Below are 15,464 nucleotides of genomic sequence, written 5' to 3'. Positions count from 1 at the left end.
TTTTGTAGATAATGTATAAATATTATTTAATATGTCTACTTTCGTCTTTAATTAATGGTTTGTCTGGTGTCACAAAGAACCATAATACAGCTGCAATCACCGCTGGAATAATTAATAATTGGAATGTCATTGTCCAGCCAAGTGATGATACTAATGCACCTGCTAAAAACGGACTGATTAACGCACCAATATTTCCCCATAAGTTCATCCAACCCGATACTGTACCAGCAAAGTTACGTCCAATGTCATTTGCTGCTGCCCAACTCATTCCCATTGAAATACCCATACCACCTAAGCCAAGTGATAACCAAAAGATGGTCACATATAAGTTTTGTGTATGAACTGCAAAGAAGATGGAGATAGCAAATACGATAAAGCCAACAATTGCAATTAACCCTCTCGCTACAAAACGACTTTGACCGCTATGCAAAATTTTATCTGAAATCGCACCCGCAGATAAAATTAAAATAAACATAATAAACCATGGTAAAGCACTAATTGTCATATCTTTAAATTGTACATGATATTGCTCAGTTAAATAAGTAGGTAACCAAATTAAGAATAGAGCAATAACAAATTGAACTACGAAATATTGCCCTGCAATGGCATAGAAACTCATGCGTTTAAAAAATTGATTCCAAGGTGCTACGGATTTAGTTGTTTCTACTAAATCACGATGTTGCATGATATACTGTTTTTCTGCTTCATTGACCATGCGATGTTGCTCTGGTAAATCTTTTGCAATAATTGCCCAAAGTGCTGCAATCACAATACCAACCGCACCGAAAATATAGAATACAGCTTGCCAGTTAAATGCATTAACAATTGCGATGGTAACTACTGGTGCTAATACTGGACCGAAATATGATCCTGCTAACAACGCACTCGATGCTCTCCCTTTTTCATCTTTAGCAAACCAAGTTGAATTGAATACTGCATTAGATGGATACATTGGCGCTTCTCCGATACCAAATAAGAAACGTACTAAATATAATAGACCATGATGTTTAATCATTCCCGTTAAAATTGTAAATGCACTCCACCATAATAATGCGATTGAAATCATCTTACGCGGACCAAACTTCTCTGCTAACATACCTGAAGGGACTTGCATCAATGCATAACCCAGTGAGAAGAATGAAGCTAATAAACCAAATTGTTGCTTTGTCATGTGAAGATCTTCCATCATTTGAGGTGCAATAAATGAGATATTAGATCTATCCATATATGCAATAACCCCAATAATAAAGAATGCGATAGCGAAATACCAACGAACCTTACTTTTCTTTTGTCTTTGTACCATAATTATTTTTCCTGCTTCCCTTTAAAATTGTGTTGATTCTACTTATACGTTGACAATGAAAACTCCCAATCACGTCTTTCCCTGTTGTTTCCAACCGCCTTTCGAGCCTCATCTCATAGGCTTTCTGATATATTTTTTATAATATTAACAGTTTTTGCAAGCGTTTACAATTACTTTTTGAATATTTTTTATCTTATTTATACATGACTATATAAAATGTGTTTTACTGATTAAAAAGTATATTGCTACAAATCTAATTTGTTTTTGTATTTGAACTCTATTAAAAAAGGTTGTAGAATAAAAATGAAGCAAAAATGCTGATGTTTATTTTAAACACAACTGAATAAACGATCCACTGGAAGTGCCTTTGTTTAAGGCTGAGAGTAAAGAACGAACTTTATAATTCCTGGAACCTGATCCAGTTTGTACTGGCGTAGGAAAGTGGCGACTAGGATATCGTAAAGTTAAGCAAAACGCTATTTCCCTACTGCAGGGAAATAGCGTTTTTTGTTTACTAAGGAGTGATGTTCATTTTTATAGCGATAACGAAATATAAAGATTTAACCAATGATGATGTACAACATTTTCTTGATATCTCGGATGGAATAGATGGGTTATTGTTTCGTACTCCCATGTCATCAAGTGATTTGTCTTCATTTTTAACATCACTTATAGAAAAAGGATTCCCTAAATCAAAAATCATTATTCATAGTGATGTACATTTACTTGAACAACTTCACCTCTCTCATATTCATTTTCGAGAAATGGATGAAGATGCATTTAGCTATAAATCAACGCATCCAGAGATTGAAGTGAGTATGTCTACACATTCAATTGAATCTGTTAAAGCAGCTTATGAACACGATCTTGATTATGTCTTTTTTGGTCACATTTTTAAGACACCTTCAAAACCTAATCAATTGCCTCGATCAAAAGCAGAGATTCAGCGTGTGTTAGAGATTCCTATTCCCATTTATGCCATTGGAGGTATCACTAAAAAAACGATTCTTCAATTACCTCATGGTTTTAAAGGAATTTGTGCGATTTCTTTTTTTATGAACGCATCTTTACAACAAATTGAACTATTGCGAAAGGAGTGGTTGAAAGATGCATGATGTTTTAATCATAGGTTCGGGCGTGATTGGCATGTCTATTGCACGCCAATTAAGTCAATCTCACCTTGACATTGCACTTATCGATCGTGACGTACCAGGTAAACACGCGTCATATAAAGCAGGTGGCATGTTAGGTGCTCAAAATGAATTTACTGAAGATACTGATTTATTTAGACTTGCTCTTGAATCACGAAGTCTCTTTCCACAATTATGTCAAGATTTAGAAGATGAGACAGGTATTGATATTCAGTTTCAAAATTCAGGTTTAATTAAAGTAGCTAATCGTCCTGAAGATGTTGAAAATTTAGAAAAACAGTATCAGTTTTTAAGTGGTTTAGATTCTAGTGTCATTGTTCTTTCAGATGAGGAACTGACTCATTTAACGAATGGTACAGTAACATCAAGTGAAATGGCTATTTACATTCCACAAGATGGACAGATTAATGCCAATCACTACACTAAAGCTTTATTTACATCTTTAAAGCAACGTCAAATTAAGCGATATGTCAATACAGAGGTACAATCTGTTCAGCGCCAAAATGGGTACTACGATGTTGAAACGTCACAAGGCACATTACAAGCTAAGAAAGTCATTGTGGCAGCAGGCGCATGGACATCTAAATTATTAACTCAATACTCACTACCTAGAGATGTAGTCGGTGTAAAAGGTGAAGTTTTACTGATTGAAAATGACCACTTGGATTTAAAAGAAACCGTATTTATGACCAATGGCTGTTATATCGTGCCAAAATATCCAAATCGTTTCTTAATTGGTGCCACAAGCGAGTTTGATAACTATTCAGTTGGTAATACATACGATGGCATCTCTTGGTTACACCACTTTGCAAATGAACGTATACCAGAACTCGCACACGGAAAAGTCATTAAACAGTGGTCTGGTGTCCGTCCATATACTGAAGGAGAAATACCGATAATGGACCGTATTGATGAAGGTTTATTTGTGATTTCTGGTCATTATCGTAACGGTATTTTACTTTCGCCTATTATCGGTCGTGATATCGCCAATTGGATACTCACCGGTGTTAAACCGCGTCGATATGAATCATTTAGTGCTTCAAGGAGGTTAAATCATGAAGTGTATCATTAATGGGGACACATTCAATTTTGATTCAGAACAATCTATTACATCTGTACTTGAATCTCTTGAATTAGATCCTAAACGTGTCATTGTCGAACATAATAAAACTTTAATTAAACAAGAAGACTACGATCAACATACAGTACGTGAAGATGATCGATTAGAATTATTAGAATTTGTTGGAGGCGGATAAAATGTTTAAAATTGGACCATTAGAAATTAAATCTCGTTTATTATTAGGTACAGGAAAATTTGAAGATGAAGCGACGCAAACAAAAGCGATTGAAGCAGCAGAAGCGAATGTACTGACTTTTGCTGTAAGACGTATGAATTTATATGATAAAAACTTACCTAATCCATTAGCAAGTGTTAATCTTAACGACTTTATTACTTTTCCAAATACAGCCGGCGCCAAAACTGCTGAAGAAGCGATTCGTATCGCTGAAATTGCAAAACATGCTGGCGTATGTGACATGATTAAAGTTGAAGTGATTGGTGACGATGAAACATTGTTACCTGATCCATTTGAAACATATGAAGCATGTAAAGTGTTATTAGAAAAAGGTTATATCGTATGTCCTTACATTTCTAATGATGTCGTATTAGCGAAACGTTTAGAAGAATTAGGTGTTCATGCTGTTATGCCACTTGCTTCTCCAATTGGTACTGGACGTGGTATTAATAACCAACTTAATTTAAGTTACATTATTAAACATTCTAATGTTCCCGTTATTGTGGATGCTGGTATTGGTTCACCAAAAGATGCGTGTCATGCGATGGAATTAGGCGCTGATGCTATTCTTTTAAACACTGCAGTTTCAGGTGCAAAAGACCCTGTTAAAATGGCTGAAGCAATGAAACTTGGTATTCATGCAGGTCGTCTCTCATATGAAGCAGGACGTATTCCAGTAAAATATACTGCCCAAGCATCAAGCCCTACTGAAGGTTTAGGATTCTTATAATGCAACGCTATAACCGTCAATTGCGTTATCATGCATTTGGAGAGGAGGGCCAAAATGCCCTCTCCAATGCAACCATTTTAATACTTGGTGCAGGCGCGTTAGGAAGTCACGTTGCAGAGCTTTTAGCACGTATGGGTGCGCATCATTTAGCCATTGTCGATATGGATATCGTTGAATTATCTAATTTACATCGCCAAGCACTCTATACTGAAGATGATGCTCACAATATGGTCCCTAAAGTTCACGCAGTTAAACAAAAGATTGAACACATTAATTCAAATGTCAACGTTCAAACTTATTACCAAGAAATTGACTCTACAACTATTGAGGACATTTTAAAAGCCGTCAATCCTGATATTGTCATTGATGGTATGGATCATTTCAAAATTCGTTATCTTATTAACGAAGCCTGTCAAAAACACCATATTCCGTGGGTGTATGGTGCTGCTGTAGGCAGTAAAGGTACCGTTTACGGCATTGATTTCAAAGGACCTTGTTTGAAATGTTTATTAAAACAAATTCCAACCAGTGCAGAGAGTTGTGCTATTAATGGCGTATTACCGCCTGTGATTACACAGGTAGCAAGCTATGAGGTCACAGAAGCGATTCGTTATTTATCTGGTCATGGATTTTCTCATAAGTTAATTACTCTTGATACATTTCATATTGATTATAAAGCATTGAATATCGATATTTTAAAAGATGATGAATGTGACGTATGTGGTAAAGGTCATTACAAATTATTAGAAACGAAACAACAACAGAATATTGAAAGCTTATGCGGAAAAACCTACCTATTTAGATATCAACCTACTGTTTTTGACTATGCTGAACATTTCCCAGGTGATATTGTAAAGTCAACCTCATTTGCTAAGCTAATTAAAGACGGTAATTATGACATCACCTTATTCAAAGATGGTAGAATGAATGTCTATGGCGTGGAAGATGATAATGAAGCAGAACAATTGTATCATCAATATTTAAAATCCTTAAAATGAGTTGTACAATCCCTATCATGTTATAACAAGCAATTCATAGTAAATTCCTATATAATGAATTTACTATGAATTTTTTATTCGAGTAATGTTTAATAACGGAGGATTTTTAACTTTATAATGGAACAAATTATTACAAATTTTATAGGCCAATGGGGTTATGCAGCCATTTTTATTCTTATTTTATTAGAAAATGTCTTGCCTGTTGTGCCTTCTGAAATTATATTAACATTTGCAGGTTTAATGTCAGTTAAATCAGGTCTTTCAATTTTAGTCTTATTTATTATTTCAACAATTGCTTCATTTATCGGTTTACTTATTTTGTATTATTTATGTCGTTTAATTAAAGAGGAAAGTATTTATCGATTTGTTGATAAGTATGGTAAATGGTTCAAACTTAAAGGAAATGATGTGAAACGTGCGAACGACTGGTTTAAACGTTATGGTGCGTGGGCAGTTCTATTATGTCGTTTCATTCCTGTTTTACGTGTATTAATCACTATTCCAGCAGGTATCAATAAAATGAACGTGGCAACATTTACGATGTTATCTTTATTAGGCACAACGATTTGGAACTTTGCCTTAATTTTACTTGGTCGTCTTCTTAGCGATAGTTTCGATGTATTAATGTCTGGCATCCATACATATTCTTATTTTATGTATGTGATTCTTATCATTATTATTCTTTATGTACTCTATCGTCTATTCTTCAAAAAAAATAACGCTAAATAAGGACATTCATTTTACTTTCAAATTAAATTTACAACAATTTAAGCATCACTGTTGAAAAAGTGATGCTTTTTAACGATAATTTATGTAAGCGGTTTTATTACTCAGCTTACTATTTAATAAATTTCCCATACAGGAGTGAAATCAAATGTCTCAATCTACGGAAAGTGAATTAAAGAAAAAGTATTTAGATTTACTATCTCAGCAATTTGATAGTCCTGAAAAACTTGCAACAGAAATTATTAATCTAGAATCCGTTTTAGAATTACCAAAAGGTACTGAACACTTCGTCAGCGATCTTCATGGTGAATATAAATCGTTCCAACACGTATTAAGAAATGGCTCTGGTAATGTCCGTGCTAAAATTAACGATATCTTTGCAGGTAACATATCCCAAAAAGAAATAGATGATTTAGCTGCGCTAGTGTATTATCCAGAAGAAAAATTAAAGCTCATTAAGAATGACTTTAATTCAAAACGTGAGTTAAATGAATGGTATATCTTAACAATCGAACGTTTGATTGATTTAATCACGTATTGTTCTTCAAAATATACGCGTTCAAAACTACGTAAAGCCTTACCTTCAGAGTATACATATATCGTTGAAGAGTTGCTTTATAAAAATAACGAATTTAATAATAAAAAATCGTATTATGAAACACTCTTAAATCAAGTTATCGAGCTTGAGCAATCAGATGATTTAATTATTGGATTATCGTATACCATCCAACGTCTTGTCGTCGATCACCTTCATGTTGTGGGTGATATCTACGATCGTGGTCCAGAACCTGACAAAATTATGGATACATTAATTGACTACCATTCTGTTGATATTCAATGGGGTAATCATGATGTACTTTGGATTGGAGCTTATGCAGGTTCTAAAGTGTGTTTAGCCAATTTACTACGTATATGTGCACGCTACGATAACTTAGATATTATTGAAGATGCATATGGTATTAATTTAAGGCCCCTCCTCACTTTAGCTGAAAAACATTACGATGGTGATAACCCAGCGTTCAAACCGAAAAAACGTCCGGATAAAAAAGTGGGCTTATCTAAACACGAAGAAGCACAAATCACTAAGATTCACCAAGCCATTGCAATGATTCAATTTAAGCTTGAAATGCCAATTATTAAACGTCGACCAAGTTTTGAAATGGAAGACCGTTTAGTTTTAGAAAAAATAAATTATGATACAAACGAAATTACAATTTATGGTAAAACGTATCCTTTAAAAGATACTTGCTTTAGTACTGTGGATCCTAAAGACCCTGCAACATTATTACCAGAAGAAGAAGATGTTGTTAATAAATTATTACTGTCTTTCCAACAATCTGAAAAATTAAAACGTCATATGGCCTTTCTAATGCAAAAAGGTAAATTATACCTCCCTTATAATGGTAATCTTCTTATTCATGGTTGCATTCCTGTAGATGATCATGGTGAAATGGAAGCTTTTGAAATTGAAGGTGTAAAACATAAAGGCCGTGATTTATTAGATGTCTTTGAACGTCACGTACGCTTAGCATTTAGCGACAAAGAGAAAACAGATGATTTATCTACGGATCTTGTATGGTATTTATGGACAGGTAAATATAGTTCTTTATTTGGTAAACGTGCCATGACTACATTTGAGCGCTACTTCATTGAAGATAAAGCGTCTCATAAAGAACCGAAAAACCCGTATTATTACTTACGTGAAGATGTAGATATGATTCGCAAAATGCTAAAAGATTTCGGACTTAATCCTGATGAAGGTCGTATTATCAATGGACATACACCAGTAAAAGAAATCGATGGCGAAGATCCTATTAAAGCCAATGGTAAGATGTTAGTCATTGATGGTGGATTCTCAAAAGCATATCAATCTACTACAGGTATCGCAGGTTACACATTACTTTACAATTCATTTGGTATGCAACTTGTAGCACACCAATTCTTTGATTCTAAAGAGAATGTCTTATCTGATGGTGCTGATGAACTATCAGTACGACGTGTCGTTGATGAAGAATTACAACGTAAAAAAATTAGAGATACGAATGTCGGTAAAGACATTATGGAACAAATTCGCATGTTAAAATTATTAATGCACGACAGATATTTAAAATAAACCTATAATAATGCCCGGCGACATTTCAAATGAACGGTCGCCGGGCGCTTTTATTATTGATATACGTTTCTTAAAATACCATATGTTCCATTATCATATTCATCCATTGATTTTGTACTCCTATGGAATGTTGCTTCTTTATCGTCACTAATGTGATAAATAATCATATCTTTATCTGTAATATCATGATATGAAGAAGCTGGAACTTCGACAATATTTTGATTAGTAATCACATTGTCAAACCATCTTGGACTGTGCTTTTCATCAAATAAAATATGATTACGAAGCGGTCCATTTAAATTATTACGTGCTTGATCATCTGTAAATGATACTGGCATCATATTTACATTATTTAATCCAAATTCTGGAACTAACTCATTAAATGCAAGACTATTAAAAATAAATGATTTAGTCATTAATAAGCATTTGTTATAGCGAATTAAGTCTGCATACATACGATCACTACTTGATAATAAATTTCCTTTAAAAATTTCAAAACCGAGTTCTTCAGCTTTATCAGAAGTGTTACTAAACAAGTTAAACACCATAACTGGAATACCATGCGATTGTAACTGTGTACCTAAGTGATAAGAGAATTCGCTCTCACCTACTAAAATGACACCTGGAGGTTCAGTACTTGCTAAACCAAGCATTTTACTTATTGGTGTAAAGCTAAAACCATATATAACTACGGTAATAAATACTAAACCAAATGTTACCGGTGTAATATAAGATGCCATTTTCATATTATCATTTAAGAATAATCCACCGAAAAATTGTGCTACAGTTAGTACAACAATCCCTCTTGGTGCCATCATGCCTACAAGCGCACGCTCTTTTTTAGTGATTTCAGTACCGATTGTAGATAATAAAACAGCAATTGGACGTACTAACACAATCATGACAAGTGAGAAAATCACAAGCTTCCATGATAATACATTCATCAATACAGATGGTGTTAATGATGATGTGATTAAAATAAACACCGTTGAAACTAGAATGGAAGACATATTTTCAATAAAATGATCTGACTCTTTATAAATTAAATCATGTCGTTTATAACGTGCCATCATTAATCCAAAAATAGTTACTGCTAATAAACCAGATTCATCGAGAATTTGGTCACAGATACTAAACACGAGCAATATAAACACCAACTGAATAGAAGGCATTAAATTTTGTGGTATGACATCGCGTTGGATGAGCCAATTGAAGAAGAATGAAGCACCAAAACCAATTAATGCTACAACCAACATTTTAAAAATAAATATAAAGAGTAATTGGAAACCAAAACCTTGTCCAATTATTTGATACACATAAAATGCAGCTAATGCTAGTATTGGACCAAGTGGATCAAGTATAATACTTTCCCAACGTAAGACAGTATCTACACTGTTTCTAACTTTGGCTTGTTTTAACAGTGGCTGAATCACTGTTGGTCCAGTAATAAGAAGTAATCCTCCCATAACAATAGCGATAGAAATAGGAAAACCTAAAATTTTATGTAAGGCAATGGCGCCAAGCACCCATGCAATTGTGGCGCCTAGCGTAATAATACGTATAACCGCCTTAGAAATGCCTTTTAATTCTCTAAAATCTAAATTACTACTTCCTTCAAATAATATGATTGCTACCGCAAGAGATACAATTGGACTAAATACCTCTGAACCTAGCGTATGCTCAGGATTTGCTAGTCCTAATATGGGTCCCACTAATAAACCAACAATCGACATTACTACAATCGAAGGCCATTTAATTCGATTTGCTAACCATTGACTGAAGATACCTAATGCAAGAAATAATACAATAACTAGCATTACAGGTAAATCAAATAACATATCTACACCTTCCTTATTTAAATTGAATATATTGCAATATCCTATCAAACTTTACTGAATACTGTATAGTATATTTATTACATTTTTTAATAACATTTATATGAGAACTATAAACTATTATATACCCCATATAACTTAAAATTTATACAAATTCTTTCGAATGTATTTTTGAGAAATACAATGTTCATTACAAGTAAACTTTAATATTTATTTTTAACAAAATGTCCTTTAAAATAGATTAATATATTCTCATGTGTTTGATTTAGAAAGGATTTTTAAAAATGAAAGTTTTAAAAGAATCGATGATCGTAGCATTTGCCTTTGTAGGTGTTGTCGTTGGTGCTGGTTTTGCTACGGGTCAAGAAATATTCCAATTTTTCACAAGTAACGGTCAATTCAGTGTATTAGGGATTATTATTACAGGATTAATCATCACACTTGGCGGTATGTTCGTCTTAAATACTGGTTACAACATAAAATCACATAATCATTCAGAATCCATTCATTACTACTTGCATCCTATGATTGCTCGATTATTTGATATTGTTCTAACATTATTCTTGTTTTCACTCGCTATTATTATGAGCGCGGGCGGTGCATCTACAATTCAAGAAAGTTTTCATTTACCTTATTGGCTTAGTTCACTTATTCTCGTAAGTCTTATTTTGGTTACATTATTTTTAAAATTTGATCGTTTAATTGCAGTACTAGGTATCGTTACACCTTTCTTAGTTATCGTCGTCACAATTATTGCGATATATTATCTTGCAACTGGCCATCTTGACTTTGAAAGTGCAAATCAATATGCACAGCATAAATCATCTATTTCACTTGGATGGTGGTTTGATGGTATCAATTATGCCAGTTTACAAATTGCTGCTGCCTTCAGTTTTCTAAGTGTAATGGGGGGACGTTTACATGACCAACGTGCTTCTATTTGGGGTGGATTAATTGGTGGCGTCATTATTACATTTTTACTTTTAATGATTAATTTAGGCTTAATTACAAAATTTAATGATATTAAATCCGTAGCGCTTCCAACCTTATTATTGGCACGACATATCTCACCTATTTTGGGAACTATCATGTCTATTATTATGATTCTAGTTATTTATAATACTATTGTAGGCTTAATGTACGCATTCGCCTCTCGTTTCACAACACCGTTTTCAAAACAATATTTTGTACTTATTATCGTCATGACAATCGTGACGTTCATTTGTACATTTATCGGCTTTATTTCACTCATTGGCAAAGTATTTCCAATTATGGGGTTATTTGGCTTTATTCTACTCATTCCTATTTTATATAAAGGGGTTAGACATTTTAAATATTCAAAAAAAGAAGGTTCAAAGGGAGCACATTAATCTCCTTTTGAATCTTTTATTTTTATAGATTAAATTTAATACTTTACGGGAATAATAGGTATGGAGGTGTCGTTAATGACCAATCAACTATTTATTAATAATGAATTTGTAGAAAGTAAGTCAAACGAAACAATGGATGTGATTAATCCTGCTACGGGAGAAACAATCGATACGATTACATTTGCTACTGAAGAAGAGGTAAACGACGCAATTGAAAAATCTAAACACGCTCAACTTGAATGGGAAAAAGTACCAGCTCCTACACGTGCTGAGCATGTAAAATTATTAATTCCTTTACTTGAACAACATAAAGATGACATTGCTCATTTATACGTTAAAGAACAAGGTAAAACAATAGTACAAGCTAAAGGTGAAATTGATAAATCAATAGAATTCATTGATTATATGGCAAGTTTAAGTATGAGTAACAAAGGTGAAGTATTACAAAATAGTATAGTAAATGAAACTATTCAACTGACAAAAAAACCAATCGGTGTGACGGCTGGTATTGTACCTTGGAATGCTCCAATTTTAGTGCTTATGCGTAAAGTGATTCCAGCTATTGTAACGGGTTGTTCTGTCGTTATCAAACCAAGTGAAGAAACAACATTATTAACATTAAAAATCGCTGAACTTTTCCGTGATTCAACTATTCCAGCTGGTCTTATTCAAATCGTTCCAGGTACTGGCGAAACAGTTGGAACACAATTGGCAACTCATAAAGATATTCAACTTGTTTCATTAACAGGTAGTATGGGAGCAGGTAAAGCTGTATTCAAAAACGCAGCTGACAGCATTAAAAAACTTAACTTAGAACTAGGTGGAAATGCGCCTGTTCTTGTCACACAACACGCTGACTTAGATAAAGCTGTTGATTATATCGTTACTGCACGTATTAATAACGCTGGTCAAGTATGTACATGTCCAGAACGTATCTTTGTTCATGAAGATGTACATGATGACTTTATTAACAAAGTGAAAGATAAAATGGATGCGCTTCAAGTTGGAGATCCATATGATGAAAACACTGACTATGGTGCAATCATTAATCAAAAACAATTAGATAGTATTGATGATAAAGTTCAAGAAGCAGTAAAAAATGGAGCAGATTTAGTGTTAGGTGGTTATAAATTAGACCGTGAAGGATTCTTCTACGCTCCTACTATTTTAGATCATGTAAAAACGACTGATAGTGCTTTTAAAGAAGAAATTTTTGGTCCTGTTCTTGCTATAACTACGTATACAAACTTTGATGACGTTATTGATATGGCAAATGATACTAACGCTGGTCTATCATCTTATATTTTCTCTGAAAACTTAAAAGAAATTATGACAGCTACTGAACGTTTAAAATTTGGAGAAGTGTATGCGAATTGTGAGGCAGAAGAAGCAGTCAATGGTTATCACGCAGGTTGGAGAGAATCTGGCCTTGGTGGTGCAGATGGTATTCATGGTTTTGAAGAATATTACAATACAACTGTAAGTTATATTAGATGGTAAATTAAAAATAAAAAAAGAGAGCAAGAAAGAATGGCGTTACATTCTTTTTTGCTCTCTTTTTATTTATTTAATGCTTTATCAAGGGCTTGAATATTTTTTTTCATAATAGATTGAAACGTGAGTGTTTGGTCTTCTGATTGAGATTGAGACAATACTGCTAAATTATTAAAATTTACAGGTTGTGTTTGTGTCTCTTGACGAATCACATCGGTTATTTTTGAAGAAATATTTTGTTCATATAAAATATACGGTTCATGTGTGTCTTTTATTTGATTAATGAGCGCTAAGATGTCTTTCTGACTTGGCTCTTTATTATTCATACCACTAACCCCTTTTTGTTCGAAGTGATAACGTCGCGCTAAATATCCTAATGAATCATGAGAAATAATTACTTTATCTCGTTTAGGACGCGTCGTTATATTAGATAATGTATGGTCAATTTGTTTTAAATCTTCAACTAATTGTTTATAGTTATGCTCATAATATATACGATGTGTAGGATCTTTGTGAACTAAATCATCTTTAATTTTCTTTGCGAATTGTTGATCTAGTATTGGATCAAGCCAAACATGAGGATCATATGATGTTGCTTCATGATGATGTCCATGTTCATCGTGATCATCGTCTTCATTCAAAAGGATTTGTTTATTTAAACTATTTGCAACCGCCAATTTCATATCATTATTATTCATTGATTTTGTGATTTTAGCCGCTACTGGATTAAGATGATCACTTGAATAAACAAATAAATCACTCTTTGCAATATTAATCATATCGCGTTGACTAGGTTCATATGTATGCATATCAGCACCCGGTGGATAAATCGTATCTACATCCACATATTTACCACCAATTTGTTTTGTAAAGCTTTCAAACGCAAAAACCGTAGTATAAATTTTCAATTTATTCTCAGTTGTTACCTTTTTATGTTTGTGAGTGATATCGCGATTTGTACTACAAGCAGATAATATGAGGCACAAACACATTAAACTGATGATTGCGATCATCTTCTTCACACAAACCCCTCCAAAACGTAATAATTTCGTTCTCAACTATATCTGTTCTTTTATAAAAAAGCAATGACTTTGTATTTAAATTTTTTATAATTTTTATATTCTAAATTTTATTTATGTAATGTTTTAATTTAACGGAAATGTGATAAATAATACTAAGACATTATATAAGGAGTGAAGTAATATGGCTGAAGAAATTAAACAAGGTAACAATAAATTTTATGTAGGTGAAGACGAAAATAATCCTAAAGCAGAAATCACTTACAAACAAGTTGATAACAATGAAATTGAAATCGATCACACTGGTGTATCTGATGAATTAGGTGGTCAAGGTTTAGGAACTAAATTAGTTGATGCAGTTGTAGAACATGCTCGTCAAAATAACTTAAAAATTATCGCTTCTTGTCCATTTGCAAAAGATGTATTAGAAAAAAATGATAGTTACCAAGATGTTTATTTAGGATAAAAGTAAAATATCATCCTCTAGAGAATGATTCTCTAGAGGATTTTTTAATCAAGTTATTTATCTTGTCTCTTAGTAACTATTCTAGTATATTTAATATACTTAGTATAAAAAAGAGAGGCTATGATACATGACTACATTTCATTCAAAAGAAGCAATGCAAGTGACGAACGTCACTTTAAATGTTAAAGATTTAAACAAAATGAATCACTTTTATTCTGAAGTACTCGGTTTTTCTATTAAAAAGAAAACTGGCACACAAACTATTTTTAATGTTGGAGAACATGGTCACACGTTAACGCTTCATCTTTTAGATCATGGACGTCATCCTGAATTTAGAGAAGCTGGCCTTTTTCATATCGCTTATTTATTACCTTCACGACAAGATTTAGCTAACTTCCTATATCATATGAGTAGTTTAAATCAGCCTGTTGGTGGCGGTGACCATTTAGTAAGTGAAGCACTATATTTCAATGATCCAGAAGGTAATGGTATTGAAGTCTATCAAGATCGCCCTTCTAGTGGTTGGGAATGGGAGAATGGCTTTATTAAAATGGATACTCTTGAAGTTGATGCACAAGATTTAATTTCACATCGTACTGAAAATGGTTAGCAAGGTTTTCCATCAGATGGAAAACTAGGACATCTCCATTTAAAAACACATAATTTGGTAGAGGCTCGTCAATTCTATATTGATCAACTTGGTTTTGAACATATTTCAAATCTCCCTCAAAGTTTATTTATTTCTACACAACACTATCATCATCACATTGCTGTGAATACATGGCAATCTAATCAAGTGAATCCAGACAATAAAAACACTTATGGATTAACACATATTGATATCTATCAACCTCACGCTAAAGAAACAAATTTAACATCACCTGAAGGGTTTAGTATGACTATTCATGGAGATGTGAGTGTGGTTCCTGATTAAAAAAGGTTGGATGACAATCATCCAACCTTT

At 33.3% G+C, this 15,464-nt stretch carries 13 protein-coding genes, 1 pseudogene and 1 riboswitch; of the genes and pseudogenes, 11 read left to right on the top strand and 3 right to left on the bottom strand.

The window, feature by feature from the left end; translation table 11 throughout:
- Positions 1-22: 22 nt before the first annotated feature.
- Positions 23-1,303 carry a pyruvate MFS transporter gene (locus tag HMPREF2930_RS10145; RefSeq protein ID WP_017175033.1) on the bottom strand — a complete coding sequence of 427 codons (1,281 nt, stop codon included), beginning with the start codon at positions 1,301-1,303 and terminating at the stop codon, positions 23-25.
- Between the two features lie 347 nt (positions 1,304-1,650).
- A riboswitch (TPP riboswitch) is annotated at positions 1,651-1,760 on the top strand.
- 67 nt (positions 1,761-1,827) lie between these two features.
- Here HMPREF2930_RS10145 and HMPREF2930_RS10140 point away from each other — a divergent pair.
- The 7 genes from HMPREF2930_RS10140 to HMPREF2930_RS10110 all read left to right on the top strand — a co-directional run bounded on the left by HMPREF2930_RS10140 (position 1,828) and on the right by HMPREF2930_RS10110 (position 8,316).
- Positions 1,828-2,418, top strand: coding sequence for a thiamine phosphate synthase (locus tag HMPREF2930_RS10140; RefSeq protein ID WP_017175034.1), 591 nt, complete (start codon positions 1,828-1,830; stop codon positions 2,416-2,418).
- Positions 2,411-3,526 (top strand): glycine oxidase ThiO, encoded by a 1,116-nt coding sequence (gene thiO, locus HMPREF2930_RS10135; RefSeq protein ID WP_017175035.1) that lies wholly within the window; start codon positions 2,411-2,413, stop codon positions 3,524-3,526. Before HMPREF2930_RS10140 ends, thiO begins: the two co-directional genes overlap by 8 nt.
- Positions 3,510-3,710, top strand: coding sequence for a sulfur carrier protein ThiS (thiS, locus tag HMPREF2930_RS10130; RefSeq protein ID WP_017175036.1), 201 nt, complete (start codon positions 3,510-3,512; stop codon positions 3,708-3,710). Before thiO ends, thiS begins: the two co-directional genes overlap by 17 nt.
- A 1-nt stretch (position 3,711) precedes the next feature.
- Positions 3,712-4,479 (top strand): thiazole synthase, encoded by a 768-nt coding sequence (locus HMPREF2930_RS10125; protein ID WP_017175037.1) that lies wholly within the window; start codon positions 3,712-3,714, stop codon positions 4,477-4,479.
- Positions 4,479-5,477, top strand: coding sequence for a ThiF family adenylyltransferase (locus tag HMPREF2930_RS10120; RefSeq protein ID WP_017175038.1), 999 nt, complete (start codon positions 4,479-4,481; stop codon positions 5,475-5,477). The genes HMPREF2930_RS10125 and HMPREF2930_RS10120 overlap by 1 nt, the downstream gene beginning before the upstream one ends.
- A 117-nt stretch (positions 5,478-5,594) precedes the next feature.
- Positions 5,595-6,206 (top strand): undecaprenyl phosphate transporter UptA, encoded by a 612-nt coding sequence (locus HMPREF2930_RS10115; protein WP_002448460.1) that lies wholly within the window; start codon positions 5,595-5,597, stop codon positions 6,204-6,206.
- Between the two features lie 145 nt (positions 6,207-6,351).
- Entirely contained in the window at positions 6,352-8,316 is a 1,965-nt protein-coding gene (locus tag HMPREF2930_RS10110; protein WP_017175039.1) for a fructose-bisphosphatase class III, read from the top strand.
- A gap of 53 nt (positions 8,317-8,369) precedes the next feature.
- Here HMPREF2930_RS10110 and HMPREF2930_RS10105 read toward each other — a convergent pair whose 3' ends face one another.
- Positions 8,370-10,154: a cation:proton antiporter gene (locus tag HMPREF2930_RS10105; protein WP_017175040.1), complete on the bottom strand. Its 1,785-nt coding sequence runs from the start codon at positions 10,152-10,154 to the stop codon at positions 8,370-8,372.
- A gap of 281 nt (positions 10,155-10,435) precedes the next feature.
- On the opposite strand from HMPREF2930_RS10105, the gene HMPREF2930_RS10100 reads away from it, so the two are divergent.
- Both HMPREF2930_RS10100 and aldA read left to right on the top strand, forming a co-directional pair.
- Positions 10,436-11,521, top strand: a complete 1,086-nt coding sequence (locus HMPREF2930_RS10100; RefSeq protein WP_017175041.1) for a YkvI family membrane protein — start codon at positions 10,436-10,438, stop codon at positions 11,519-11,521.
- Positions 11,522-11,596: 75 nt separating this feature from the next.
- Positions 11,597-13,021: an aldehyde dehydrogenase gene (aldA, locus tag HMPREF2930_RS10095; protein ID WP_017175042.1), complete on the top strand. Its 1,425-nt coding sequence runs from the start codon at positions 11,597-11,599 to the stop codon at positions 13,019-13,021.
- Positions 13,022-13,080: 59 nt separating this feature from the next.
- On the opposite strand, the gene HMPREF2930_RS10090 is transcribed toward aldA, so the two are convergent.
- The gene (locus tag HMPREF2930_RS10090) at positions 13,081-14,037 is read right to left on the bottom strand and encodes a metal ABC transporter solute-binding protein, Zn/Mn family (protein ID WP_017175043.1); all 957 of its coding nucleotides are present in this window, start codon (positions 14,035-14,037) and stop codon (positions 13,081-13,083) included.
- A 181-nt stretch (positions 14,038-14,218) separates the two neighbouring features.
- Between HMPREF2930_RS10090 and HMPREF2930_RS10085 the strand changes: the two genes are divergently transcribed.
- Both HMPREF2930_RS10085 and HMPREF2930_RS10080 read left to right on the top strand, forming a co-directional pair.
- On the top strand, positions 14,219-14,500 hold the full coding sequence (locus tag HMPREF2930_RS10085; RefSeq protein WP_002448625.1) for a GNAT family N-acetyltransferase: 282 nt from the start codon (positions 14,219-14,221) through the stop codon (positions 14,498-14,500).
- Positions 14,501-14,627: 127 nt separating this feature from the next.
- Positions 14,628-15,434, top strand: a pseudogene (locus HMPREF2930_RS10080) (VOC family protein).
- The last annotated feature ends 30 nt before the right edge of the window (positions 15,435-15,464 follow it).

The sequence above is a fragment of the Staphylococcus sp. HMSC068C09 genome (assembly GCF_001813735.1).
GTDB classification, from domain to species: domain Bacteria; phylum Bacillota; class Bacilli; order Staphylococcales; family Staphylococcaceae; genus Staphylococcus; species Staphylococcus hominis.
Note: the sequence above shows the minus strand (reverse complement) of the source record. Positions and strands in the feature narration are given on the sequence as shown.

Bases quoted from the DNA above. Each gene is read 5' to 3' on its own strand.
- HMPREF2930_RS10145 (WP_017175033.1), bottom strand. From the start codon at position 1,303: ATGGTACAAAGACAAAAGAAAAGTAAGGTTCGTTGGTATTTCGCTATC.
- HMPREF2930_RS10140 (WP_017175034.1), top strand. From the start codon at position 1,828: ATGTTCATTTTTATAGCGATAACGAAATATAAAGATTTAACCAATGAT.
- thiO (WP_017175035.1), top strand. From the start codon at position 2,411: ATGCATGATGTTTTAATCATAGGTTCGGGCGTGATTGGCATGTCTATT.
- thiS (WP_017175036.1), top strand. From the start codon at position 3,510: ATGAAGTGTATCATTAATGGGGACACATTCAATTTTGATTCAGAACAA.
- HMPREF2930_RS10125 (WP_017175037.1), top strand. From the start codon at position 3,712: ATGTTTAAAATTGGACCATTAGAAATTAAATCTCGTTTATTATTAGGT.
- HMPREF2930_RS10120 (WP_017175038.1), top strand. From the start codon at position 4,479: ATGCAACGCTATAACCGTCAATTGCGTTATCATGCATTTGGAGAGGAG.
- HMPREF2930_RS10115 (WP_002448460.1), top strand. From the start codon at position 5,595: ATGGAACAAATTATTACAAATTTTATAGGCCAATGGGGTTATGCAGCC.
- HMPREF2930_RS10110 (WP_017175039.1), top strand. From the start codon at position 6,352: ATGTCTCAATCTACGGAAAGTGAATTAAAGAAAAAGTATTTAGATTTA.
- HMPREF2930_RS10105 (WP_017175040.1), bottom strand. From the start codon at position 10,154: ATGTTATTTGATTTACCTGTAATGCTAGTTATTGTATTATTTCTTGCA.
- HMPREF2930_RS10100 (WP_017175041.1), top strand. From the start codon at position 10,436: ATGAAAGTTTTAAAAGAATCGATGATCGTAGCATTTGCCTTTGTAGGT.
- aldA (WP_017175042.1), top strand. From the start codon at position 11,597: ATGACCAATCAACTATTTATTAATAATGAATTTGTAGAAAGTAAGTCA.
- HMPREF2930_RS10085 (WP_002448625.1), top strand. From the start codon at position 14,219: ATGGCTGAAGAAATTAAACAAGGTAACAATAAATTTTATGTAGGTGAA.